Origin of the sequence: Mesorhizobium loti CJ3sym (genome assembly GCF_000472785.1) — a bacterium.
GTDB classification, from domain to species: Bacteria; Pseudomonadota; Alphaproteobacteria; order Rhizobiales; family Rhizobiaceae; genus Mesorhizobium; species Mesorhizobium loti_E.
This window is the reverse complement of sequence record NZ_AXAL01000006.1, coordinates 40366-63129: the sequence shown is the minus strand read 5'-3', so window position 1 is coordinate 63129 and position 22764 is coordinate 40366. Positions and strand designations below refer to the sequence as shown.

General features: G+C 63.7%; 21 protein-coding genes. 12 read left to right on the top strand and 9 right to left on the bottom strand.

Going from position 1 to position 22764, the window contains the following annotated elements; translation table 11 throughout:
• Positions 1-30 precede the first annotated feature (30 nt).
• The 4 genes from A3A9_RS0108945 to A3A9_RS0108930 are packed head-to-tail and all read left to right on the top strand — an operon-like array spanning position 31 to position 6883.
• Positions 31-1035 carry an AAA family ATPase gene (locus A3A9_RS0108945; RefSeq protein WP_027058487.1) on the top strand — a complete coding sequence of 335 codons (1005 nt, stop codon included), beginning with the start codon at positions 31-33 and terminating at the stop codon, positions 1033-1035.
• Complete coding sequence (locus tag A3A9_RS0108940; RefSeq protein WP_027058486.1) at positions 1035-1982, top strand: DUF58 domain-containing protein; 948 nt, start codon at positions 1035-1037, stop codon at positions 1980-1982. The genes A3A9_RS0108945 and A3A9_RS0108940 overlap by 1 nt, the downstream gene beginning before the upstream one ends.
• A complete protein-coding gene (locus tag A3A9_RS0108935; protein WP_027058485.1) occupies positions 1979-4801 on the top strand; it encodes a DUF4159 domain-containing protein in 2823 nt (940 codons plus the stop codon). Before A3A9_RS0108940 ends, A3A9_RS0108935 begins: the two co-directional genes overlap by 4 nt.
• A 3-nt stretch (positions 4802-4804) precedes the next feature.
• A complete protein-coding gene (locus A3A9_RS0108930) occupies positions 4805-6883 on the top strand; it encodes a membrane protein (RefSeq protein WP_027058484.1) in 2079 nt (692 codons plus the stop codon).
• 180 nt (positions 6884-7063) lie between these two features.
• Here A3A9_RS0108930 and clpS read toward each other — a convergent pair whose 3' ends face one another.
• The 4 genes from clpS to A3A9_RS0108910 form a co-directional block, all read right to left on the bottom strand.
• Positions 7064-7369 (bottom strand): ATP-dependent Clp protease adapter ClpS, encoded by a 306-nt coding sequence (gene clpS, locus A3A9_RS0108925; RefSeq protein ID WP_027058483.1) that lies wholly within the window; start codon positions 7367-7369, stop codon positions 7064-7066.
• Between the two features lie 143 nt (positions 7370-7512).
• Positions 7513-7818, bottom strand: a complete 306-nt coding sequence (locus A3A9_RS0108920) for a hypothetical protein (RefSeq protein ID WP_027058482.1) — start codon at positions 7816-7818, stop codon at positions 7513-7515.
• A 161-nt stretch (positions 7819-7979) separates the two neighbouring features.
• A complete protein-coding gene (locus A3A9_RS0108915; protein ID WP_027030678.1) occupies positions 7980-8252 on the bottom strand; it encodes a hypothetical protein in 273 nt (90 codons plus the stop codon).
• A gap of 37 nt (positions 8253-8289) precedes the next feature.
• The gene (locus A3A9_RS0108910) at positions 8290-8589 is read right to left on the bottom strand and encodes a hypothetical protein (RefSeq protein ID WP_019860700.1); all 300 of its coding nucleotides are present in this window, start codon (positions 8587-8589) and stop codon (positions 8290-8292) included.
• Positions 8590-8931: 342 nt separating this feature from the next.
• On the opposite strand from A3A9_RS0108910, the gene A3A9_RS0108905 reads away from it, so the two are divergent.
• Together A3A9_RS0108905 and A3A9_RS0108900 are read left to right on the top strand one after the other, a co-directional pair.
• A complete protein-coding gene (locus A3A9_RS0108905; RefSeq protein ID WP_027058481.1) occupies positions 8932-9648 on the top strand; it encodes a response regulator in 717 nt (238 codons plus the stop codon).
• Positions 9645-11051, top strand: a complete 1407-nt coding sequence (locus A3A9_RS0108900) for an ATP-binding protein (RefSeq protein WP_027058480.1) — start codon at positions 9645-9647, stop codon at positions 11049-11051. Before A3A9_RS0108905 ends, A3A9_RS0108900 begins: the two co-directional genes overlap by 4 nt.
• 68 nt (positions 11052-11119) lie before the next feature.
• Here A3A9_RS0108900 and A3A9_RS0108895 read toward each other — a convergent pair whose 3' ends face one another.
• The 4 genes from A3A9_RS0108895 to choX form a co-directional block, all read right to left on the bottom strand.
• Positions 11120-11590 carry a hypothetical protein gene (locus A3A9_RS0108895; RefSeq protein WP_152536091.1) on the bottom strand — a complete coding sequence of 157 codons (471 nt, stop codon included), beginning with the start codon at positions 11588-11590 and terminating at the stop codon, positions 11120-11122.
• Positions 11591-11638: 48 nt separating this feature from the next.
• Positions 11639-12820 (bottom strand): choline ABC transporter ATP-binding protein, encoded by a 1182-nt coding sequence (choV, locus tag A3A9_RS0108890; protein ID WP_027058478.1) that lies wholly within the window; start codon positions 12818-12820, stop codon positions 11639-11641.
• Positions 12817-13671, bottom strand: a complete 855-nt coding sequence (gene choW / locus A3A9_RS0108885) for a choline ABC transporter permease subunit (RefSeq protein ID WP_027058477.1) — start codon at positions 13669-13671, stop codon at positions 12817-12819. Before choW ends, choV begins: the two co-directional genes overlap by 4 nt.
• A gap of 132 nt (positions 13672-13803) precedes the next feature.
• Positions 13804-14739, bottom strand: a complete 936-nt coding sequence (choX, locus tag A3A9_RS0108880; protein ID WP_027030683.1) for a choline ABC transporter substrate-binding protein — start codon at positions 14737-14739, stop codon at positions 13804-13806.
• Between the two features lie 279 nt (positions 14740-15018).
• Between choX and A3A9_RS0108875 the strand changes: the two genes are divergently transcribed.
• Positions 15019-15630 (top strand): thymidine kinase, encoded by a 612-nt coding sequence (locus A3A9_RS0108875; RefSeq protein ID WP_027058476.1) that lies wholly within the window; start codon positions 15019-15021, stop codon positions 15628-15630.
• 6 nt (positions 15631-15636) lie between these two features.
• Here the strand turns inward: A3A9_RS0108875 and A3A9_RS0108870 are convergent, their stop codons facing one another.
• The gene (locus tag A3A9_RS0108870) at positions 15637-16533 is read right to left on the bottom strand and encodes a DMT family transporter (RefSeq protein WP_027058475.1); all 897 of its coding nucleotides are present in this window, start codon (positions 16531-16533) and stop codon (positions 15637-15639) included.
• Positions 16534-16629: 96 nt separating this feature from the next.
• On the opposite strand from A3A9_RS0108870, the gene A3A9_RS0108865 reads away from it, so the two are divergent.
• The 5 genes from A3A9_RS0108865 (at position 16630) to A3A9_RS0108845 (ending at position 22564) form a co-directional block, all read left to right on the top strand.
• The gene (locus tag A3A9_RS0108865) at positions 16630-17487 is read left to right on the top strand and encodes a LysR substrate-binding domain-containing protein (RefSeq protein WP_027058474.1); all 858 of its coding nucleotides are present in this window, start codon (positions 16630-16632) and stop codon (positions 17485-17487) included.
• A 157-nt stretch (positions 17488-17644) separates the two neighbouring features.
• Positions 17645-18034, top strand: a complete 390-nt coding sequence (locus tag A3A9_RS0108860; protein WP_027058473.1) for a c-type cytochrome — start codon at positions 17645-17647, stop codon at positions 18032-18034.
• 320 nt (positions 18035-18354) lie between these two features.
• Positions 18355-19443 carry a hypothetical protein gene (locus tag A3A9_RS0108855; RefSeq protein WP_027030688.1) on the top strand — a complete coding sequence of 363 codons (1089 nt, stop codon included), beginning with the start codon at positions 18355-18357 and terminating at the stop codon, positions 19441-19443.
• Between the two features lie 40 nt (positions 19444-19483).
• Positions 19484-20629 carry a hypothetical protein gene (locus A3A9_RS0108850; RefSeq protein WP_027058472.1) on the top strand — a complete coding sequence of 382 codons (1146 nt, stop codon included), beginning with the start codon at positions 19484-19486 and terminating at the stop codon, positions 20627-20629.
• Positions 20630-20653: 24 nt separating this feature from the next.
• Positions 20654-22564: an AAA family ATPase gene (locus tag A3A9_RS0108845; protein WP_027058471.1), complete on the top strand. Its 1911-nt coding sequence runs from the start codon at positions 20654-20656 to the stop codon at positions 22562-22564.
• The last annotated feature ends 200 nt before the right edge of the window (positions 22565-22764 follow it).

Genomic DNA, 22764 nt, shown 5'->3' with positions numbered 1-22764 from the left:
GTATCTCCAGGCAAAAAGGGATCGAGCTGCATGAGCGTGATGGTCAAGGAAAGCCCGATCAGCGAAACGGACATGGTCGCCGAGGCCGAGAAGGCGCTGGCCGATATTTCCAGGATCCGCGACGGCGTTGGCCGGGTGATCTTCGGCCAGGAGAACGTCGTCGAGCGTACTTTGGTGGCGGTGCTGGCCGGCGGCCATGCGCTTCTCGTCGGCGTTCCGGGTCTCGCCAAGACCAAGCTGGTCGAGACGTTGGGCATCGTGCTCGGCCTCGATTCACGCCGCATCCAGTTCACGCCCGACCTGATGCCCTCCGACATCCTCGGCTCCGAAGTCATGGAGCAGGACGAGACCGGCAAGCGCTCCTTCCGCTTCATCTCCGGGCCGATCTTCGCCCAGCTGCTGATGGCCGACGAGATCAACCGCGCCTCGCCGCGCACCCAGTCGGCGCTGCTGCAGGCCATGCAGGAATACCATGTCACCATCGCCGGCGCCCGCTACGATCTGCCCGCGCCCTTCCATGTGCTGGCAACGCAGAACCCGCTGGAACAGGAAGGCACCTATCCGCTGCCCGAAGCCCAGCTCGACCGCTTCCTGATGCAGGTCGACATCCTCTATCCCGAAATCGAGGCCGAGCGCCGCATCCTGCTGGAAACCACCGGCATCGAAGACGCAAAAGCGCAAAATGTGCTGCAGCCGGCACGGCTGAAGGAAATCCAGACGCTGATCCGCCGCATGCCGGTGCCCGAAAGCGTCGTCGAGGCGATCCTCACCCTTGTGCGCTCGGCGCGTCCGGGACAGGGCAATGCCGAGACCGACAAGCATGTCGCCTGGGGCCCCGGCCCGCGCGCCAGCCAGGCGCTGATGCTGTGCACGAGGGCCCGGGCGCTCTACGATGGCCGGTTGGCGCCCTCGGTCGACGATGTGCGTGCGCTGGCCGAGCCGGTGCTGCAGCACCGCATGGCGCTGACCTTCGCCGCCCGCGCCGAGGGCACCAGCGTGCGCGATGTGGTGGCGAAACTGGTGAAAGGGATTTAATGGCGCGCATCGGCGAGGTCCAGGCTCCGGCAGCGACGCGCGACGCGCTCGCCCGTGGCCGGTTGCGGGCTTCGCTTGTGCCCGACCTGCTGGTCGAGGCACGCCGCATCGTCAACACGGTGATCGCCGGCTGGCATGGCCGCCGCAAGCGCGGCATCGGCGAGAATTTCTGGCAGTTCAGGCCCTATGTCGAAGGCGATTCCTCGCGCATCGACTGGCGCCGCTCGGCGCGCGACGACCACACCTATGTGCGCGACCGCGAATGGGAGGCCGCCCACACGGTCTGGCTGTGGGCCGACCCGTCGCCCTCCATGCTCTACAAATCGACCGGCGCCAGCGTTTCCAAGCAATCGCGCGCGCTGGTGCTGGCGCTGGCCATGGCCGAATTGTTGTCGCGCAGCGGCGAGCGCATCGCTTGGCCCGGGCTGACCGATCCGTTCACCGCCCGCAATGGCGCCGAGCGCATCGCCGCCCAGCTGATGCATGCCGGCGATCTGCCGGCAAAGCCCGACCTCTCCGACATCAGGCGCTTCTGCGACATCGTCATCGTCAGCGACTTCCTCGATCCGGTCGAGGAGACAATGGAATGGCTCGACGTGCTTGCCCGCCACGGCGTGCGCGCCCACCTGATCGAGGTCGCCGATCCGGCGGAAGAGACCTTCCCCTATGCCGGCCGCACCGAGTTCACCGATCCCGAGACCGGCGACAAGCTGACGGCCGGACGCGCCGAAATGCTCGGCGATGAATACCGCCTGCTTTACACCGCCCGTCGCCAGGAACTGGCCGGCTGGTGCAAGCGGCTCGGCTGGAGTTTTACCGTCAACCACACAGACCGGCTCGCCTCTGACGCGCTGGTACGCCTGCACATGGCGATGACCGCCGATGGCGGTTATGCCGGGCCGACCGCTGGCGGTCGTGCCGGGCTGACCGGAAAGGCCGTCGCATGAGTTGGCTGCCGCTCTCCTTTGGCGCTCCCATGGTGCTGTGGGGCCTGCTGGCACTGCCGGTGATCTGGTGGCTGCTCAGGCTGACGCCGCCCAAGCCGCAGGCCGAGATCTTCCCGCCGCTGAAGATCCTGGCTCGCGTGCTGAAACGCGAGGAGACCCCACAGCAGAGCCCGTGGTGGCTGACGCTGCTCAGGCTGCTGATGGCGGCGCTCATCGTCGCGGCATTGGCCGAACCGGTCTTCAACCCACGCGAAAAACTGCCGGCCGAGGGTGCGGCGCTCGCGCTGGTCATCGACAATGACTGGGCCAGCGCCGCCGACTGGAACAAGCGCGTCGCCACGGCTGAGCGGTTGATCAAGGATGCCGGTTCGAACGGTGTGCCTGTTATCATCGCCTTCACCGCTGAAAAGGCCAATGCGGAGATCGGCCCCTTCGATGCCGCAGCCGCACTCGACCGGTTGCGCGCCGCCAAGCCGCGGCCGATCCCGACCGACCGGCCCGCTGTCTATGCCCGTGTCGCTGGTGTGCTGGCGAGCTTGCCCGGCGCCAGCGTCGCCGTGCTGGCCGACGGCCTCGCGGCCAAGGGCGACGAAGCCGCCTTCAACACGCTGCTGTCGAAAAATGCCGCTCGCGTCGTCTGGGCAACCACTGAGCGGCTGTCGCTGACCGGCCTGACCGGCGCCGACAACCAGGTCGACGGCTTTGCGCTGACCGCAATCCGCGCGCCGGGCGATCCGGCGCCGGCGCAGGTCACCGCCGGCGCCTTCGATGACAAGGGCCGCCGCATCGCCGATGCGACGCTGACCTTCGCCCCGGGCGAAGCCACCGCCACCGGCACCATGACGGTGCCGTTCGAGCTGCGCAACGACTTCGCCTCGATCGGCCTCGACGGCGAGCGGCAGGCCGGTGCGGTGCGCGTGCTCGACGAAAGCTCCAAGCGCCGGCGTGTCGGATTGCTGTCGCAGGCCGAGGCAGACCAGGCACAGCCGCTTCTGTCGCCGCTCTACTACATCAGGCGGGCGCTGCAGCCCTTCGCCGACCTGGTCGAGCCGTCCAGCGCCGACCTAGCCGACGCCATCCCGCAAATCCTCGACCAGAAGCCGGCGATGATCATCATGGCCGACATCGGCACCATTCCAGCACAGGTTCGGCAAAGGCTGGTCGACTGGGTCGACAATGGCGGCACGCTGGTGCGTTTCGCCGGCTCGCGGCTGGCCGCCGCCGGCAATGACGACGATTTGCTGCCGGTCCGTCTGCGCACCGGCGAGCGTTCGCTGGGCGGCGCCCTGTCATGGACCTCGCCGCAGCCGGTTACCGAATTTCCCAAGGCCGGCCCCTTCGCCGATCTGGCCCCGCCCACCGAGGTGACCGTGAACAGGCAGGTGCTGGCCGAGCCGACGCCCGACATCGTTGAACGCACCTGGGCAGCGCTCGCCGATGGCACGCCGCTGGTCACCGGGCTGAAGAAAGGCAAGGGCACGCTGGTGCTGTTCCACGTCACGCCCGAGGCGACCTGGTCGAACCTCCCGATCTCCGGCAGCTTCGTCGAGATGCTGCGCCGCATCGTCCAGCTGTCGCGCAACCAGGGTGCCGCGATCGCCAATGCCGAAGCCGCCGCCACGTCGCTGGCGCCCTATCGCATGATCGCTGCCGATGGGTCGCTGGTGCCTCCGACACCGGATGCGCGGCCACTGGTGCCGGGTGCTGGTGCCTTGCCGGTGACCTTAGAGAACCCGCCCGGCCTCTACGGCTCCGAGAGCGGCGTCTTCGCCCACAATCTGCTCAATGCCGCAAGCACGTTTGAGCCGCTGGCGCGCCCGCAGATCGCCGTTCCGGTCACCACGATCCAGTATGCTTTCGATGAATCGCGCAATCTGAAGGGCTCGCTGGTCGCGGCGGCCCTGGTGCTGATGCTGCTCGACACACTGGCGGTGTTCTGGATGGGCGGCCTGTTTTCGCGCCGGCCGCGCCGTGCCGGTGCGGTGGCAACCACCGCCGCGATCCTTATTGCGCTTGGCGCAGTGTTCGGCCATGCCGATTTCGCACGCGCCGACGATGCCAAACCGGGCGACGATGCGGCCATCAAGGCGATCTCGAAGACCCGCATCGCCTATGTGCTGACCGGCGTGCCGGGCGACGATTCGATCAGCCGCGCCGGGCTCGAAGGCCTGACCCGCTTCCTGATCGAGAAGACGGCGTTGGAACCCGGCGCACCGGCCGGCGTCGACATTTCGAAGGACGAACTGTCTTTCTACCCGCTGATCTACTGGCCGATCGATCCGGCGGCACCGATGCCGAGCCAGGCGGCGATCGCCCGCATCGACGCCTATATGCAGCAGGGCGGCACGGTGCTGTTCGACACCCGCGACCAGTTCGCCAACGGCATCGGCGCCGATTCCACCAGCCCGGCGACCGAGCGGTTGCGCGACATCCTCGGCAACCTCAACGTGCCGCCGCTGGAGCCGGTGCCGTCGGACCATGTGCTGACCAAATCCTTCTTCATCCTGCCCGAATTTCCCGGGCGCTTCGCTGGCAGTCCGCTCTGGGTGGAGGCATCGCTCGACGCCAGCAATGCCGACAATCGTCCGGTACGCACCGGCGACGGCGTCTCGCCGATCATGATCACCGCCAATGATTTCGCCGGCGCCTGGGCGGTCGACGAGAATGGCGACCCGCTGCTGCCGACAGTGCCGGCCGACCCGATGCAGCGCATCTACGCGCTGCGCGCCGGCGTCAACATCATGATGTACATGCTGACCGGCAATTACAAATCCGACCAGGTGCATGTGCCCATTCTGCTCGAACGGCTGGGGCAGTAGGACATGAATTGGTCGATTTCCTTCGAACCGCTGATCTCATGGCCATTGCTGGCATTGGTGCTGGCGCCGTTGGCGCTGCTGGCGCTTGTCGGCCTATGGTTTCGCCAGCGCGGCGGTGCCCTGCGCTTTATCGCCCTGCTGGCGCTTGCCGCCGCCCTGTTCAACCCGGTGTTCCTCAACGAGGAGCGCGAGCCGCTGAAGAGCGTTGTCGCGCTGATCGTCGACCGCAGTCAGAGCCAGGATATTGGCGACCGCACCAGGCAGACCGATGAAGCATTGGCCGGGTTGCAGCAGCGTCTTGGCCGCTTCAAGCAGTTCGATGTCCGCGTCGTCGAGGCCGGCAAGTCCGAAGCCGCCGAGGAGCGTACCGAAACGCGGCTGTTCGGCGCGCTCGAAGGCGCCTTCCGCGATGTGCCGCCGTCCCGCATCGGCGGCGCCATCATGATCACCGACGGCGAGGTGCATGACGCGCCGCCGGGTGCGCCCGACTTCAACGCCCCGCTGCATGCGCTGATCACCGGCAACGACCACGAAAAGGATCGCCGCATCCGCTTCGACAACGCCCCGCGCTTCGGCCTTGTCGGCAAGCCGCTCGATATGAGCTACCGCGTCATCTCGACGGAAAACGAGACCGGCCCGGTCGATGTGCGCGTCTCGGTCAATGGCGAGCAGGTCGCGGTCGAGCATGCCACGGTCGGCCAGACCATGCCGCTGCAGGTGACCATTCCAGGCGCCGGCCGCAACATCATCGAACTCGCCATCGACCGCGAACCCGGCGAACTGACCGACACCAACAACCGCGCCATCGCACTGGTCGACGGCATCCGCGAGAATCTGCGCGTGCTGCTGGTTTCGGGCGAGCCGCACGCCGGCGAGCGCACCTGGCGCAATCTGTTGAAGTCCGACGCCTCGGTCGACCTCGTCCATTTCACCATTCTGCGGCCGCCGGAAAAGCAGGATGGCACGCCGATCAACGAATTGTCGCTGATCGCCTTCCCGACCCGCGAGCTGTTCGTCGAGAAGATCAAGGATTTCGACCTCATCATCTTCGATCGCTACCAGCACCGCGACGTGCTGCCGATCCTCTATTACGACTACATCTCCGAATATGTCGAAAAGGGCGGCGCGCTGCTGATTGCCGCCGGCCCCGAATATGCCGGCGAGGCTTCGATCGCGCGCACGCCGCTGATGTCGGCGCTGCCGGCGATGCCGACCGGCGAGGTGGTCGAAAAGGCCTTCTATCCGCGCCTCACCGAACTCGGCCAACGTCATCCGGTGACGCGCGGCCTCGACGGTTCGGCCACCGAGCCGCCGCGCTGGAGCCGCTGGTTCCGCACCATCGGCGTGCAGAATCCGCAAGGTGAAGTGGTGATGAAGGGCGCCGACAACCGGCCGCTGCTGCTGCTCGATCGCAAGGGCGAAGGTCGCGTCGGCATGCTTCTGTCCGATCAGGGCTGGTTGTGGGCGCGCGGCTTCGAGGGCGGCGGCCCGCATGTCCAGCTCTACCGGCGCATCGCCCACTGGCTGATGAAGGAGCCCGAGCTGGAGGAAGAGCGGCTGACCGCGGAGGGACGCGGCATGGTGCTGGAGATCCGCCGCCAGACCATGGCCGACGAACCAGGCCCTGCGCAGATCATCACCCCGTCCGGCAAGACCGTGACCGTCAAGCTCGATAAATCAGAACCCGGCGTCTTCCTCGGCAGCGTCCAGACCAACGAGATCGGCCTGTTCCAGGTCGCCAATGGCGATCTCACCGCGCTCGCCCATGTCGGACCGGTCAATGCGCCGGAATTCGCCGACGTCATCTCCACTGAAAACCGGCTGAGGGCACCAGCTGAAGCCACCGGCGGCAGCGTGCGCCGGCTGGCCTCGTCCACGGCCCTGGGCAGCGACGTGACCTTGCCTTCCATCGTGCCGGTTCGTTCTTCCGGCGAAGCCTCCGGCAGCGACTGGATCGGCCTGCGCACCACCGACGACAGCGTGCTCAAGGCCGTCTCGCGCGTGCCGCTGTTCGGCGGCTTCCTCGGCCTCGGCCTGCTGCTTCTGGCGATGGGCTCGATGTGGTATCGCGAGGGACGGTAGCTTAGCACCGCCTTCCCTTCTCCCCTTGTGGGAGAAGGTGGATCAGCGCGCAGCGCCGAGACGGTTGAGGGGTGTTCCAGGGAACACCCACGCCTCATTCCGCTGGAAAACCCCTCATCCGACCTCGCTTCGCGAGGCCACCTTCTCCCACAGGGGGAGAAGGAAAGGAACGCGCCTGCCCTACTCCTCCGGCTCTGTCGTGAACAGCAGCGGGTAGCCCTTGTCCTTGGCGGCGTCGGTGGCCCGCGTTGCCTTGGTTTCGGCGACATCCCGGGTGAAGACCGCGACCACGCAAACGCCGTGCCGATGCGCTGTAATCATGACCTTGTGCGCTTGATCTTCACTGAGCTTGAACTCGCCCTTCAGCACCGTCACCACGAATTCACGCGGCGTGAAATCGTCATTGACGAGGATGACCTTGTAGAGTTTGGGCCGCTCCGTCTGCAGCTTGACCTGGGTACGTGGCCTTGTGGTGTTTTCAGGCATTGGAACCGGTGGTTTCCCTATCGAGGATCAGCGCCCATGCATTTTGCCATGCGCCAAACCGATCGTCTATTTGGAATACCGCGCAAGCCGGTCGATGACCGGGCGCGGTACTTCACCTCATGTGGGCAATGGCTGACCGCGGTTCAACGGTCCAGACGCAGACGATTGCCGCCGGGATTGGCCCGGCGTTCCAGCCATGCCGCGATCGGCCATCCGGCAACGCAGACCAGCGTCACGGCGAGAAGCACGATCAGCAGCCACGCCTGGACAGGCGTAATGTAGTCCCAGTTGCTGGAAATTATCGGCGCGAACAGCGAGGGTTCGGTGCGGCCGCTGGCCGGGTCGGGCACGGGGCTGGCGGTGAGCAGAATCAGCGCCCTGGCGACACCGGTGGCCACCAAGCCGCCAATCACCATCGAACGCAAAATGGACGAAAGCCGCTTCTTCATGCGGATTGTCCTACACGGCCGGCGTTGAAAACGAGTTAAATGCGATCGAGGTGACTGGCTGTAAGCTGCCGGCGTTCAGCCGCTCGATCAGGTTCTTGGCAGAAGGCCGCCCCAGCCGGTTGCGGCTGGAACGGCCTTGATAGAACTGACGTCGAAGCTGATCAGGGCTTCTTCGGAGCAGCCTTCGGAGCCGCCTTCGGAGCGGCCTTCTTGACCGGGCACTTATGCTTCTTGGTCACCTTGCAGACGGCCTTCTTGGCGACCTTCTTCGGAGCAGCCTTCATCGGAGCGGCAGTGGCCGGAGCCGTGGTCGCAGGAGCGGTGGTCGTGGCAGCCGGAGCAGCGGTGGTCGTGGTGGCGGCGTTGCCGAGAGCCGGCATCGAGAACGCGAGAGCAACGGCGAGGCCGAGGCCGGACAGGATGGACTTCTTCATGGCTTCATTTCCTTTTTAGTGCGGGTCGTTTTGAGCTTCACTGAACCGGGTCATTCGGTGTCACTCCAAGCAGCTTCAAAGCGTTGGCGAGCATCCGGATGCCCTGCGCCTGTTTCTTGGCAGCGCAGTACCGGTTGCCCTTTCTCTGAAGTGCCTTTGCCGCGGTGACCTGCGTTGCCGTGGCATGGGTTTCGAGGGCTTCATCAAATTGGTGGCTGAGATTGGCGCACCGTTCGCTCCGGGTGAGCGGCGCCTTTGCGTCCGATTGGCCGACAGCGGCAGTGACCAGGCCAAGGCCCAGTAACGCTCCCAACAAACTGATCGACAAACTTGGCATCGGTTTATCCGTGAACCCGGAGATTAGCGTCGCAGCCGATAACCTGACCGCCACGGCACCGTTATGCCGCCCTACCTTTTCAGGAGTTTTTCCCGATTGTAGAATTTTGTTTCTGGATTGTGTCTGGCCGGCTCGGCTGATACGTGTCGCCCAAAGTGATCCCGGTTTTGGGAAAACGACACGTATGGATCAAAGAGCTTCAGCGCGGCCATAGCTTTCGATGTGGAGAAGCTGGAATTCATTCTCCCTTGAAATCCAAGGCACTGGCCAACATATGGCCCGAATTCTATCGTGTGGCTCACCAGCCGGAACGACTTGGCCGGCAATCGAGACAGGACAGCTGTGAAATCCGACGCACACATACTGATCGTCGACGACGACAAGGGCATCCGCGACCTGCTCCAGGAGTTCTTCCAGAAGCGGGGCCTGCACACGTCGGTCGCCGCCGACGGTATCGAGATGGAGGCAGTCCTGCGCCGCGCGCAGGTGGACCTCATCGTGCTCGACGTGATGTTGCCCGGCAAGAGCGGGCTGGAACTGTGCCGCGACTTGCGCGCCCAGTATTCGACGCCGATCATCATGCTGACCGCCGTCACCGAGACGACGGACCGCGTGGTCGGCCTGGAGATGGGCGCCGACGACTATGTGCCCAAACCTTTCGACCCGCGCGAGTTGCTGGCGCGCATCCGCGCCGTGCTACGGCGTAATGGTGCCACCGAGCCGAAGCGCGCCACCACCAAGCAGATCTACCATTTCGCCGGCTGGACGATGGACTGTTCGCGGCGCCGGCTGACCGCGCCCGACGATGTCAGGGTCGAACTGACCATGGCGGAGTTCAACCTGCTGCAGACCTTCGTCAAGAGCGCCCAGCGCGTGCTGACCCGCGACCAGCTCATCGAGCTTTCCGGCGGCGACAGCGACTATTCCTTCGACCGCAGCATCGACATCCTGGTCAGCCGGCTGCGGCGCAAGATGGAAGATGACCCCAAAATGCCGAAACTGATCCTGACCGTGCGCAGCGGCGGCTACCAGTTCCTGCCCGAGACGACCTCCGAATGAGACGTCTCCTGCCGCAGACCTTGCCTGTCTGGGTGCTGCTGATCGTCATTGCAGGCCTTTTGATCAGCCAGGTCGCGACCCTCTACATCGTGTCGCGCGACCGCGCCGCCGCCAACGACGTCGTCGACCTCTACCGCCTCAACGACCGCGCCTTCTCCCTGGTGCAGCTGATGAGCGCCGCCACCCCCGAGGAGCGCAAGGCGACCGCTGCGGGCCTTTTCAACTCGACTTACGCGCTCACCGTTTCGGACACGCCCGCCGTCACCTCCTCGATCGCCGGCGACGACGAACTGGCGGAACTCGAGGACATCCTCGTTGGCCGGCTGTCGAAATTCGGCGTCACCGACGCGCGCGTGCGGCGCGATCCGGCGACGCGCGAGGCCGACGACGCCAACACTGTGTCCGGCCCCGATATCGGCCAGGTCGAGCGCGACCTTCTTGTGCTGGCCGCCGATTTCGCCCAGAGCGACAAGCTGACGGCCTCGCTGCGCTTCGCCGACGGCCAGTGGCTGAACTTCACCGAGCCGATCACGCCGGTCGGCCCGATCCTGAGCTTTGACAGCCTGCCGCTCTATGCGCTGATCGCAGGCCTGGTGGTGATCATGTCGATCTGGTCGCTGCGCCGGCTGACGGCGCCCTACCGGATGATGGAAACCGCCGTGAACAGAATCGGCAAGGACCTGAAGAGCCCGCCGATCGCCGAGTCGGGCAGCCGCGAGGTTCGGGCTGCCGCGAGGGCCATCAACGCCATGCAGGCGAGGCTGCGCGAATATGTCGAGGACCGCGAACATCTGGCCGCCGCACTCGCGCATGATTTGCGCACGCCGATGACGCGCATGCGGCTGCGGCTGGAGCTGTTGCGCAAATCGGCGGTTCGCGAGGCGCTGGCGCACGACCTCGCCGATGTCGAGAGCATCGCCAGTTCAGTGATCGACTTCGCCACCTTCGAGGTGAACGAGGAAAAGACCGAGCGCATCGACTTCTGGTCGCTCGTGGAATCGATCGCCGATCCCTATCCGGAGGTCTCGTTCGACAATGAGGATACCCGTTCACGCGGCCTGATCTGCATTGCGCGACCGGTGGCGCTCAAGCGTTGCGTCACCAATCTGGTGCAGAACGCGGTCACCTACGGCAAGAAGGCGCATCTCAGCCTGCATCGCTCGGACGGCACGATCACGCTCACCATCCGCGACGAAGGGCCGGGCATCCCGCAGGCCCAGATCGATGCCGTGTTCGGCTCCTTCGTCCGGCTCGAACAGTCCCGCAACCGCCAGACCGGCGGCCTCGGCCTGGGCCTCACCATCGCCCGCAACATCGCGCGCGCCGCCGGCGGCGAGATCCGGCTGTCCAACCATCCGGGCGGCGGGCTGCTGACCGAGCTGCGCCTGCCGCTGGCGACGTAAAGCTACCTCAAGACAAGAAACGCACGACTTCAATGTTTGCGACGTATCTCGCTTCCATCGACGTGCGCCTATTTAGCATCACCTGAAATCACCAGATAATTTCTGCTGATCCCGATGGCGATCTTCTTACCGTGTGTGTCTGAGAAGGAAAGTCCGTATAGCTCGCGGCAAGCGCGGCAAAAATCATATTCCACGTCCCCATACAGGACGCTTTTTGGTAGCCAGCCAAGGCCAATGATTTTAGACCCCTCGTCTTGTTCGGAGATAAATGCCGTAGGGCAGAGCTCGCCATTGCACGTGGCGTCTTCAACCCTGACAATCAAGAATTCGGCTTTCCTGAAATCCCAGTGTTCCGCGTAGACAAGGTTGCTGCTACCGAGAAAGTCTCGTCCATCGGGCAAAGCGAGGATCTCGCTGATTGTTGCCGGATCTGCAGCCGGCAACGCGTGCGGATTACTCTCCATTGCAGCCGACGCCGGCCCAAGCGCTGCCACTATGCAAAGCAGGACTGCTCCAATAAGCGTCAGCCAATTCTTCATTTCAACCTTAGGCATTCGGAGAAGAGCAGGTTGAATTGGCGGTGAAGGTTACCGCCGCAACACCGCGCTCAGCACATCCCTGATGCCGATGGCACCGACGAAGCGGGACTGGTCGTCGAACAGCGCCACCGGCGCCGTCTGCGAACGGTGCATGGCCAGCATCACGGTTTTCAGCGAGGTGCCGGGATTGGCCCAGAACACTTGTGCCGCTTCCTCAGACTGGCCTTCGACATCGGCGCAGGACACCCAGACCGCCGGCTTGCCGTCGCGTTCGGCTGCCGCCACCAGGCCATGCTCGTCGATCTTGAAGCGCGTCGTCTTGCGCCTGTCGAGCCACACCCAGCCATTGTCGCCATGCTCCAGGTCGCGGCTGTCTCGCATGACGTTCCAGGCGGTGAGCACCGACAACGGATTCACATTGGCGATGAAGTCGCGAACGTAGTCGTTGGCGGGCCGCAGCACGATGTCTTCCGGCGCGCCGGTCTGGACGATGCGGCCGCCTTCCATGATGGTGATGTGGGTGCCGATCTTCAGCGCTTCCTCGAGGTCGTGGCTGACGAAGATGATGGTCTTCTTCAGTTGCGCCTGCAGTTGCAGCAACTCATCCTGCAGCTTGGTGCGGATCAGCGGGTCGAGCGCCGAGAACGGCTCATCCATCAGCAGGATCGGCGCCTCGGTGGCGAAGGCACGCGCCAGGCCGACGCGCTGCTGCATGCCGCCTGACAGTTCATGGGCATATTTGTTCGACCATTGGTCGAGATTGACCAGCTTGAGCTGGCGTTGCACGCGTTCCTTGCGCTCGGCGTCCGGCACGCCGGCGAGTTCGAGACCGAGGCCGACATTTTCCTCCACCGTGCGCCACGGCAGCAGGCCGAACTGCTGAAACACCATCGCCACCTGCTTCTGGCGCAGCCGCCGCAAGGTGGCCTGGTCGCAGGTGACGACATCGACGGTCTTGTCGCCGTCCTTGACCAGCACCTGGCCGCGCGACACGACATTGAGCCGGTTGACGGCCCGCAGCAGCGTCGACTTGCCCGAGCCGGACAGACCCATCAGCACGGAAATCTCGCCCTCGTTGACGGTCAGGCTGGCGCCGGCGCAGCCCAGCACGTTGCCGGTCTTCTCGAGGATTTCGGCGCGGGTCGCACCCTTGTCGATCATCGCCAGCGAGCCGGCCTGGTCGGCGCCGAAGACGATATCGACGTTCCTGAAATCAACGGCGACGGTCATTTCTTGCCTCCAACGGCGATACGGGTCATCCGGTCGAGCACGATGGCGAGCACCACGATGGCCAGGCCCGCTTCGAGCCCGAGGTCGATGCGGCGCGAACCGAGAGCCCGGTTGATTTCAGTGCCGAGGCCGCCGGCCCCGATCAGCGCGGCGAACACCACCATCGACAGCGACAGCATGATCGACTGCGTCAGGCCGGCCATGATGGTCGGCAGCGCCGAGGGCAGTTCCACCTTCCACAGAAGCTGGCTCTTGGTGGCGCCAAACGCCTCGCCGGCCTCGACGATCGATTTCGGCACCGACACGACGCCGAGATGGGTGAGCCTGACCGCTGTCGGTATGACGAAGATGATGGTGACGATGAGGCCAGGCGCGTTGCCGAGGCCAAACAGCGTCAGCACCGGGATCAGGTAGACGAAGGTCGGCAGCGTCTGCATCAGGTCTAGCACCGGCAGCATGACGCGGTAGACCTTCGGCTTGTGCGCTGCCCAGATGCCGAGCGGCACGCCGATGGCCATTGCCATGGCGGCGGCCGCGACGACCAGCACCAGCGTCTGCACCGTCTGCTTCCAGAGGTTCTGGTTGATGATGAAGATCAGGCCGAAGAAGACGCCGATGGCGAGCGGCCGTGAGCGCTGCAGCAGCCAGGCGATAGCAGCGATGATCAGGGCCAGCAGCACCGGCGGCACCACCAGCAGGACGTTGACCAGCCCGTCGAGCAGGAAATTCAAGCCGTTCGAGAAGGCTCTGAAGATGGTGTCGAAATTGTCGGTGAGGAAGCCGAAGAACGCCTTTCCCCAGGCCCCGATCGGGATCTTGTGATCGACCATGAACTGCGAAATCGGATCCATCTTACCCCTCTTCGTCCAGGAGCCGCCCTGCTCTCGGCTCGCGCAACGTCATCTTGTCACAGGATATGAAAAAGGGCAGCCTTTTCTGAGATGGCTGCCCTTCCTGGTTCGGCCTTGCCGAATTCAGTTGGCTCAGCTTCCGAGCGCGGTCTTGATCGCTGCAGCGGCATCACCACCGTCGAATGTGGTCACACCGGCGATCCATGGCTTGACGGCATCCGGATTCTTCTTCAGCCAGGCAGCCGCCACCGTGTTGGCGTCGCCGCCCTTCAGGATCGCGTCCATCATCTGGCCTTCCATGTCCAGATTGAACTTCAGATTGGCGATGAACTTGCCGGCGTTCGGGCATTCGGTGGTGTAGCCCTTGCGCACGTTGGTGTAGACGGTCGCGGCGCCGAAGCCGCTGTCACCCATGCCGTCGAGATAGGTGATCTTCATGGCGCCCATCACCGGATGCGGCGTCCAGCCGAGGAAGGCAATCCACTCATTGTTCTTCATCGACTGCTCGGCCTGCGTCAGCATGCCGGCTTCCGAGGATTCGACCAGTTCGAAGCCGTCGAGATTGTCCTTCGGGTTCTTGATCATGTCGAGGATGATGCGGTTGCCGTCATTGCCGGCTTCGATGCCATAGATCTTGCCGTTGAACTTGTCCTTGAACTTGCCGATGTCGGTCAGCGACTTGACGCCGGCATCCGCGACATAGGTCGGCACGACGATGCCGTAGCCGGCCCCGGTCAGGTTGGTGCTGATCGTTTCGACCGAACCGTCGGCGGTGTAATCCTTGATGTCGTTGGTCATCGACGGCATCCAGTTGCCGAGGAACACGTCAAGGTCCTTGTTCTTCAGCGACGCCATGGTCACCGGCACCGACAGCTGGATCGTCTGTGGCGCATAGCCGAGCGCGGTGAGCAGAACGGATGCGACGCCAGTGGTCGCCTGGATGTCGGTCCAGCCGACATCGGAGAGACGCACCGCCTTGCAGCTTGCCGCATCACCGGCAAAGGCGGCACTCGTGGACAACAAAGCCGCAAGGCCAAGGCCGGCGGCGAAGGTATTCATACGCGACATAGGTATTCTCCCATTGTGATTCTTTGGCGAAGCGTAGTTACGGTTTCTGTGCCCGCCTTGTTTCGTCAGCCAAACACCATTCTGGTGTGGATTCAAGCGTCAAGGCAATCACGATCAACGGCGCGGACTGGCCAATCAGCGACACGGCTGACGCTTTTGTCGTGTCAGACATTTTTTTGGGAGGGGCGAGAGAAGCTTTTCAGGGACGCTCCGGCTTTTTCAGGGGAATGCGGCGACGGCCCCTCCCCGCCCTGGGCCAAGTCGGCTTAGAAGAGGAACATGGCCAAACTCTACTTCAACTACGCAACGATGAATGCCGGCAAGACGACGATGCTCTTGCAGGCATCCTACAATTATCGCGAGCGCGGCATGACGACGATGCTGTTCGTCGCCGGCCATTACCGCAAGGGCGACAGCGGCCTGATCTCGTCGCGCATCGGACTGGAGACCGAAGCCGAGATGTTCCGCGACGGCGACGACCTGTTCGCCCGCGTCGCCGAGCATCACGACCATACGACGGTGCATTGCGTCTTTGTCGACGAGGCGCAGTTTCTCGAGGAAGAGCAGGTCTGGCAATTGGCCCGCATCGCCGATCGGCTAAACATTCCGGTGATGTGCTACGGCCTGCGCACCGATTTCCAGGGCAAGCTGTTTTCCGGCTCGCGCGCGCTGCTGGCGATCGCCGACGATCTGCGCGAGGTGCGCACCATCTGCCGCTGCGGCCGTAAGGCGACGATGGTCGTGCGCCTCGGCCCAGACGGCAAGGTGGCCCGCCAGGGCGAACAGGTGGCGATCGGCAAGGATGTCTATGTCTCGCTCTGCCGCCGTCACTGGGAAGAAGAGATGGGCCGCGCAGCACCCGATGATTTCATCGGCTTCATGAAGGGCTGACCGGGTTCACGCGGCTAAGACACGCCGCATCGGAAACCGCCAGCCGAGCCGCACGCCGAGCGTCGCCAGCGCGATCAGCGCCATGCCGGCCGCCTGTGCCGGCCCGAGCGGATGCGCATAGATCGCCCAATCGACGATGATGGCGACGACCGGATACATGAAGGTGATCACGCCGATCACCGGCGTCGTCAGGCGCGGGAAGGCCGAATTCATCAGCACATAGGCAATGCCGGTGTGCAGGACACCGATCCCGGCCACCCAGCCCCACGACGCCACCGGGATATGCTGGCCAATGCCGGCGAACGGGGCGAGCATGACGACGCCGACCAGCGTCTGGCAAAGCACGGTGATTTCCGCGCGCTGTTGTCCGAGGCCTTTGGCGAGGATCGTCGCCACGGCATAAAGCAGCGCAGCGCCCAGCGTCAGCGCGATGCCCAGCGCCCAGTTCGCATCGGCATGGCCATGGGTGACGACCAGGCCGCTGGCCAGCACGACGCCGAGGAACGCGCCGAGCATCCACAGGATCTGGTCAAGCGAGATGCGCTCCTTGAGAAAGACCACCCCGATCAGCACCACGAAGAAGGGCTGCACGTGATAGACGATCGTCGTCGTGGCGATCGAAGTCATGGCGAAGCCGGCGAAGAAGGCCGTCCAGCTCAGCACCATGCAGGCGCCGGCCAGGGCAGCCAGCGCAAGGCGGGACGGCGACAGGGTGCGGTCCGGCAGATAGCCGCGCAGCAGGCACCATGCGGCCAGGAAGATCGCGCCGAATACGCATCGCCAGAAGACGACGGTGACAGGATGCAGGCCCGATTCCGTGACGAAGGCGCCAACCGTGCCGGCGATCGTCATCGCCACAGCGAGGCTTGCGGCCGGATAACGAGCGGTTGGCAGGTCCTTCATCACAATGTCCTCAAGCGCTGGGCTATCTGGCCAGCAACATTGCTTTCAAACAAGCGAATAGATTTGGAGCAACCTATTCGATATGCTGATAGCACCATGGCTGCTCCGCTCGACCTCAATTTGCTGAATACCTTCGTCGCCGTCGTAGAAAGCGGCAGCCTGTCCAATGCGGCACCCCGTGTCGGCCGCAGCCAGTCGGCGGTCAGCATGCAGATGCAGCGGCTGGAAGAGATGGTGGGCACCCAGCTTCTGGTGCGAGGACCGAGAACGGTCGTTCCCAATGCAATCGGGGAGGATTTCCTGATCTATGCGCGCCGGCTGCTGAAGCTGTCGGACGAGGCCTGGGCGAGCGTCACCCGGCCGAAGGAGACAGGCAGTGTGCGCCTCGGCGTACCGGACGACTATGCCGCCTTCCTGTTGCCACCCGTGCTGTCGCGCTTTGCCGAGGATCACCCGCTGGTGACGGTGGAACTGATCTGCGAGCAGTCGACCGCGCTGGTGAAAACCCTGGCCGAGGGGAAGCTCGACCTGGCGATCGTCACCCGTCTGCCGGACCAGCCGCTCGACGTCATCCGCCTGGAACGCTTCGTCTGGGTCGCCTCGCCAAACCATGTCGCCTGGCAGGCCGATCCCTTGCCAGTCGCCCTGTTCGAGCCCGGCTGCGCCGCCAGGATGAATGTCCTGCAGGCGCTTGGCGAAGCCGACCGGTCCTACCGTTGCACCTATTCCAGCGCCTCCCTGCTTGGCCTGATCGCCGTCGTGCAGGCCGGACTCGCCGTCGCCGGCCTCGCGCAACGCAGCGTGCCCCAGTCGCTGCGCATCATCGGCGCCAATGAAGGGCTTCCCGCACTGCCGGATCTCGAAGTCGGCATCCTGCGCAACCCGCTGTCGACGACGCCGGCGGTCGATCGGCTGCATGATTTCCTGCGCCGTGACCTGGCGCAGCAGGCCTGACCAGCATGGCCACGCTTCCCGGCGCAGGCCTCGCTGCGCCATTGTCCTGAAGTACGATAGGAGGAGCCGGAGCAATCCTGCCATGATGCAGCGTTTGTTAAGGCCTCGGTCCTATTTTGCGCCATGTCGTCCCAGCCAGAGCTCTCCGGGGTCAGCCATGTTTCGAGCCGTTTCCTCCGCCAGCCTTCTCCTCCTTGTGGCCACTGTTGGCGCTCACGCCGGCGGCGATCCGGCGCTGGGAAAGAAAGTCTTCAACCGCTGCATCGCCTGCCATGAGGCGGCAACGGATCGCGACAAGGTCGGCCCGCATCTGATGGGTGTCGTTGGCCGCACCGCTGGCACCGCCGAGAGTTTTCTTGGCCACTATTCCGAAGGGATGAAGAGTGCCGGTGCTGCCGGTCTTGTCTGGGACGAGGCAAATCTTGCTGAGTATCTCAGGGCTCCCAAGCTCAAAGTTCCCGGCAACAAAATGGCCTTCGGCGGCCTCAGCAATGACGACGACATCGCCAACGTCATCGCATATCTAAAGGCCGATCCGAAGCCCTGAGCAGCCGTCGTTCGCAACGAACGACGCCGGCATTCTTCCTCGATCGTGGCTGTAACCGGTTCAATTCCCTGCCGAAATCCGGGATATCCACGGCAATGAGGATTGATTGTTTTGCCGACACAGAAGTTCAATGACAGTTGAACTATGCTTGGCTCGCAAGCTAGTCACGCCATGACCACGCCTTCATTGGCTTTCAAGACCGCGACCGATTCTTTTGTTTTCGGGGCCGCCTTGTCTTCACGTCTTTCAATCCCCGGATGCCCCACATATATTCGCCGCTGTTCGCAGCCAGCGACCGGAAGCCGAAGCGGGAGGCCCCTATGGCGACATTGCAGAATTTCGATGCCGAAATAGCCAAGACCAAGCAGGTCGTGCAGGACATGCGCTCCAGGATCGAGCAGTCCGGCACCGTGCTCGACACGCTCGCCACATCGGACAAGAAGATCGGCGACGCCAATTTCGACATCGAGAACGCCCGCATCGAGGATGTGCTGAAGCAACAGAAAGTGATGGAAGGCAACATCGCCGACCTGATCATCGGCCTTGAGGACGCCACCAACGTCTTCGGCGCCGAGTTCGAGAGCATGAAGAACTATTCCGGTTGGGAAAATTTCGTCGGCATCTTTTCGGCGCAGCGCAAGCAGCGCCTGCGCACAGACCGCGTCCGCAACATGTCGCTGGCCGGCAACCTGCAGGAACTTCTGGCCAAGTCCGACACCATCGTCGGCATCCTGAAGGCGCAGAAAGAAGTTCTCGACCAGCGCTACAAGACCTCCGAGGCCAGCCTGTCGCAGGTCATCGAGCGCCGCAAGACCACCATGTCCAACCTCGAAGCCGTGCAGAAGCGCATCGAGGAGCTCAACCCGATGCTGCTCGACATCGAAAACAAGATCGCCGCCTCAACCAACCAGAAAGACCGCACGCAGCTCGAAGGCGAACGCTCGGTGCTGGCCACCGAATACAACGAGAAGCAGGCCAAGGAGCAGGAATTGTTGGCCGAGAGCCAGACGCTGGAGCGCTACACCTCGATGTTCCAGACCTTCGTCGATTCACTCAACAACCAGATCGCCGCGCAGTCGACGCTGATCAACAAGCTGACCATCGATACCGAGCAGCGCATCGTGCTCTACAAGGCGCTTGAAGATTCGCTGAAGACCGCCGCCCAGCAGGACGTCGCCCACAAGATCAACACGCTGGGCAGCCAGGTCGACAACACGGCCGAGGAAACCATGGCCGGCATCGGTGCCGCTTCGCAAAAGCACATCGGCGACCTCTTGGAAATGCACGAGAAGAACATGGTCGCCAGCGCCGATATCCAGCGCCGCAAGAAGCTCGCCGACGACGCCTTTGCTCGCCGCTTCGACGAGGTGCTGAAGAAGCACAATTCGGCCAACTACGTGCAGTCATAATTGCCGCACGCACCGGTGCGACAATCCCAGGGCTGACAGCATGACCCCCGAAAACGACGCCGCGGCGCGGTATTTCTCGGCGATCACGGCCGCGCTTAGCGGCCTTGAAGTGTTCATGCGCGACGACCGCTCGCCGCTCTACCGGCACGGCATCGTCGCCAAGATCGTTGCCGAATACATCGCCCGGCTCGACAAATCCTTCGGCTGCTGGCGCAACCGGCTGGGCTTCATGGACACGTTCCGCATATCGCGCGCCGAAAGCGGTTTTCCGGTGTTCCAGAACCTGCTCGAACTGGAAAACGACCGCCGCCAGGCAGACAGCCGGCTCGCCAACATTCCGCTGGCCGGCGAATTGCGCGAGGAGATGGCCGACTTCATCCTGCGCCACAAGGAATTCCCCGAAGCGCTGCAGAAGTCGATGGCCGAGCGGCTCTACCTCGAGGACGTCAAGAGCGAGCAGACTTTCGGGCCGTTTACCCTGGCGCAGACCGCCAAGGTCTCGGTCAATCCGAAGACCGCGCGGCCCTATTATCTCGTCCACTGGGCGACCTTCGACGGCAGCGCCAACCTGCCGCTGGTCTACATGGTGACGGTGGAGGATTCCTCCGAAAACATGATCCGCCAGCTCGTCGACCGTGACGGCAAGCTCAACGACAAGGTCGACATCCCGCTGCCGGTCGACGGCCTGCTCAATCCCGAGCTCGCCCATCGCTTCGACGATTTCACCGAGAAGAATTCAGCCTACACGCTGTCGCCGGCGACCATTGCCGTCAATCTCGACAAGGATTTCGAGCCGTTGCACCCCAAGCAGTTGCGCCGCGTGGTGCTCGGGCCCTTCTATTCCGCGGGCATCACCGACAACAATTCGACAGTGACCGAGGTTCTGGCCAAGGTGCGCAAGCCGGAAAACGCATGGCTGCTGACGTGGACCATCCAGGAAGTCTATTCCAAGGGCGAGAAGCCCGGCCGCAAAGGGCTGTTTTCCAGCGAGAAGACGACGCAGGAATTCTTCATCAACACCGACGACCTGGAAGCCGCGCGCCAGGGCGTGTCGAGCTACGAAAACCACGCGCTGATCCCGCACGAAGCCTACCAGGCGCTCTACGCCGCCGGCGAAGCGCAGAAGATTTTCGGCGGCTACAAGGTCCACATCCTGTCCAACGGACAGGTCATCTCAGACGTCTGACCGTAACACCACGGAGCATCCTTCATGGACACCGGCCTGACCACCATCCCGGAAGCGGCAATCGAGAAGCACCGTGCCATGGCGCAGAGCTTCATCACCCGCATCGTCGTGCTGGAGGATCCGTCGCGCGAATCCGGCACGGCATTGGCCGGCACCAACCGCCGCTTCGTCTCCACCGTCTCGGTCGGCTCGGTGCGCCGCACCCGCGAGGTGGAACTCACCAAGACGGTCGGCGCCGTCCATCCCGACGATCAATTGCTCACCATCGCGCAGCACACGCTTTTGTTTCGCGCCCGGCGCGGCACGGCGATTGCTCTGGCCGTATCGGATGTCTTTGCCGAAGGCTCCGACCTCGAAAGCCTGCAGGCGAAAAACGTCCGTGCCCCGCTCGAAGGCGACGAGGCTTCGACCTTTAAGAAACTCCTGTCCGCCTCGGCCTACATCTCGGCCTTCAGCCTTGCCTCCTATCTGTTCCAGTTGATCGACAGCGATGGCGAAGCGCCCAACGACATCCCGGAGCCGGATTTTCTCTTCGACACGCCGCAGGACGCGGTGAAGTCGATCCTCGCCGGCCTCGACAAGGCCATCGCAGGCTCGGCCGACGACACCGACCTGATGACCAGGGCGCGCGCTTTCTCCCGCGTCGCCATCGACGGGCTGCTGGCCAGAAAAGGCCGCTTCGACGGCATCGGCCCGTTCGAGAATGCCCATATCCGCATCGACGCCGACGACTTCACCCTCGATGGCTTCGACGTCGCGCCCGGCAAGCGCTCCAAGCCGCTGGTGATGACCTTCAAGAAGCCGGAAGAGGTCGTCGGCAACCACATCGCCAAATACCAGTCGGTCAAGCTTGCCAAGATGCTGATGGCCTATGATTTCGAGCGCGAGTTGAACCCGTTCGTCGAGCTCGGCGGCTTCCTGTTCACCTTCATCGGCGACGGCGCGCCCGGCACAGGCAAGACGACGCTGATCCAGATGATCGCCGGTCTGGTCAACGGCTACTGCCAGGTCGCCGGCTATCCCTTCGCCTACGAGAATTTCGGCGTCGACCAGATCTCGTCCTATCAGGGCAAGTCGGGACAGAACTGCCGCCAATTCATCAACAACGTCTTGAACCCGCGCGTCATCGGCTTCGGCACCATCGACGATATCGACCAGGTGGCGGCCAGACGCTCCGATGACCGCGCCTCGGCCGGCCAGCAAGAAATCACCGGCGTGCTCATGGATGCCTTCGCCGGCGCCGGCACCGTGGTGCGCGGCAATTGTTCCTTCGGCATGTTTTCCAACTATCCCGAAAATGTCGACGACGCGCTGCGCCAGCGCGCCGGCGCCCGCTGGCTGGTCGACGGCCCGCAGACCCGCGACGACTATATCGACATCTTCGTGCTGCTCGCCGGCAAGAACCACAAGATACCGCTTGGCGACCACAAGCTCTATGCCGCGCAGGAAATCCAGCGCGCCGTGACCGAAGCCTATGAGGAGCACGAGAAGCCGCAGGAGGACGGGCTGATCAAGGTCTATGAGCGCTACATGAAGGAGAATGGCGCGCCGAAATCCATGGCTGACATCGGCACCTATCTGCACCTGATCAAGGACGCCGAACCGCGCTTCACCGGCCGCGCCATCAAGAACGTCACCGACGCCATCAAGATGCGCGCCATGGACATCGAACTGCCTGACGACTGGTTCGAGAAGCCGGAAGCCTTCATGCACAAGGGCTACGACGAGAAGAAAGCCATGATCGAGGAACTGCGCGGGCCGTTCTCGATGGACATGGTCATGCAGGAGATCAACCGCTACGCGGACAGCGAGTTCCGCTATTCCGACAAGTCGGACGACGCGGCGGTGGAGAAGCTGCTGCGCGATGCGCGGCTGCGTGAGCGGGCGGCGCGCGAGATGGAGGAGATGAAGAAGAAGGGCAATTGGAATGCGTGAGGTGAGCTCGCCTTCCCTTCTCCCCTTGTGGGAGAAGGTGGATCGGCGCGATAGCGCCGAGACGGATGAGGGGTGTTCCAGCGGAGTGAGACGTTGGCTTTCCCTGGAACACCCCTCATCCGTCGCCTTCGGCGACACCTTCTCCCACAAGGGGAGAAGGAGAGGTCGCGCCCCTCATCCGCCCTTCGGGCACCTTCTCC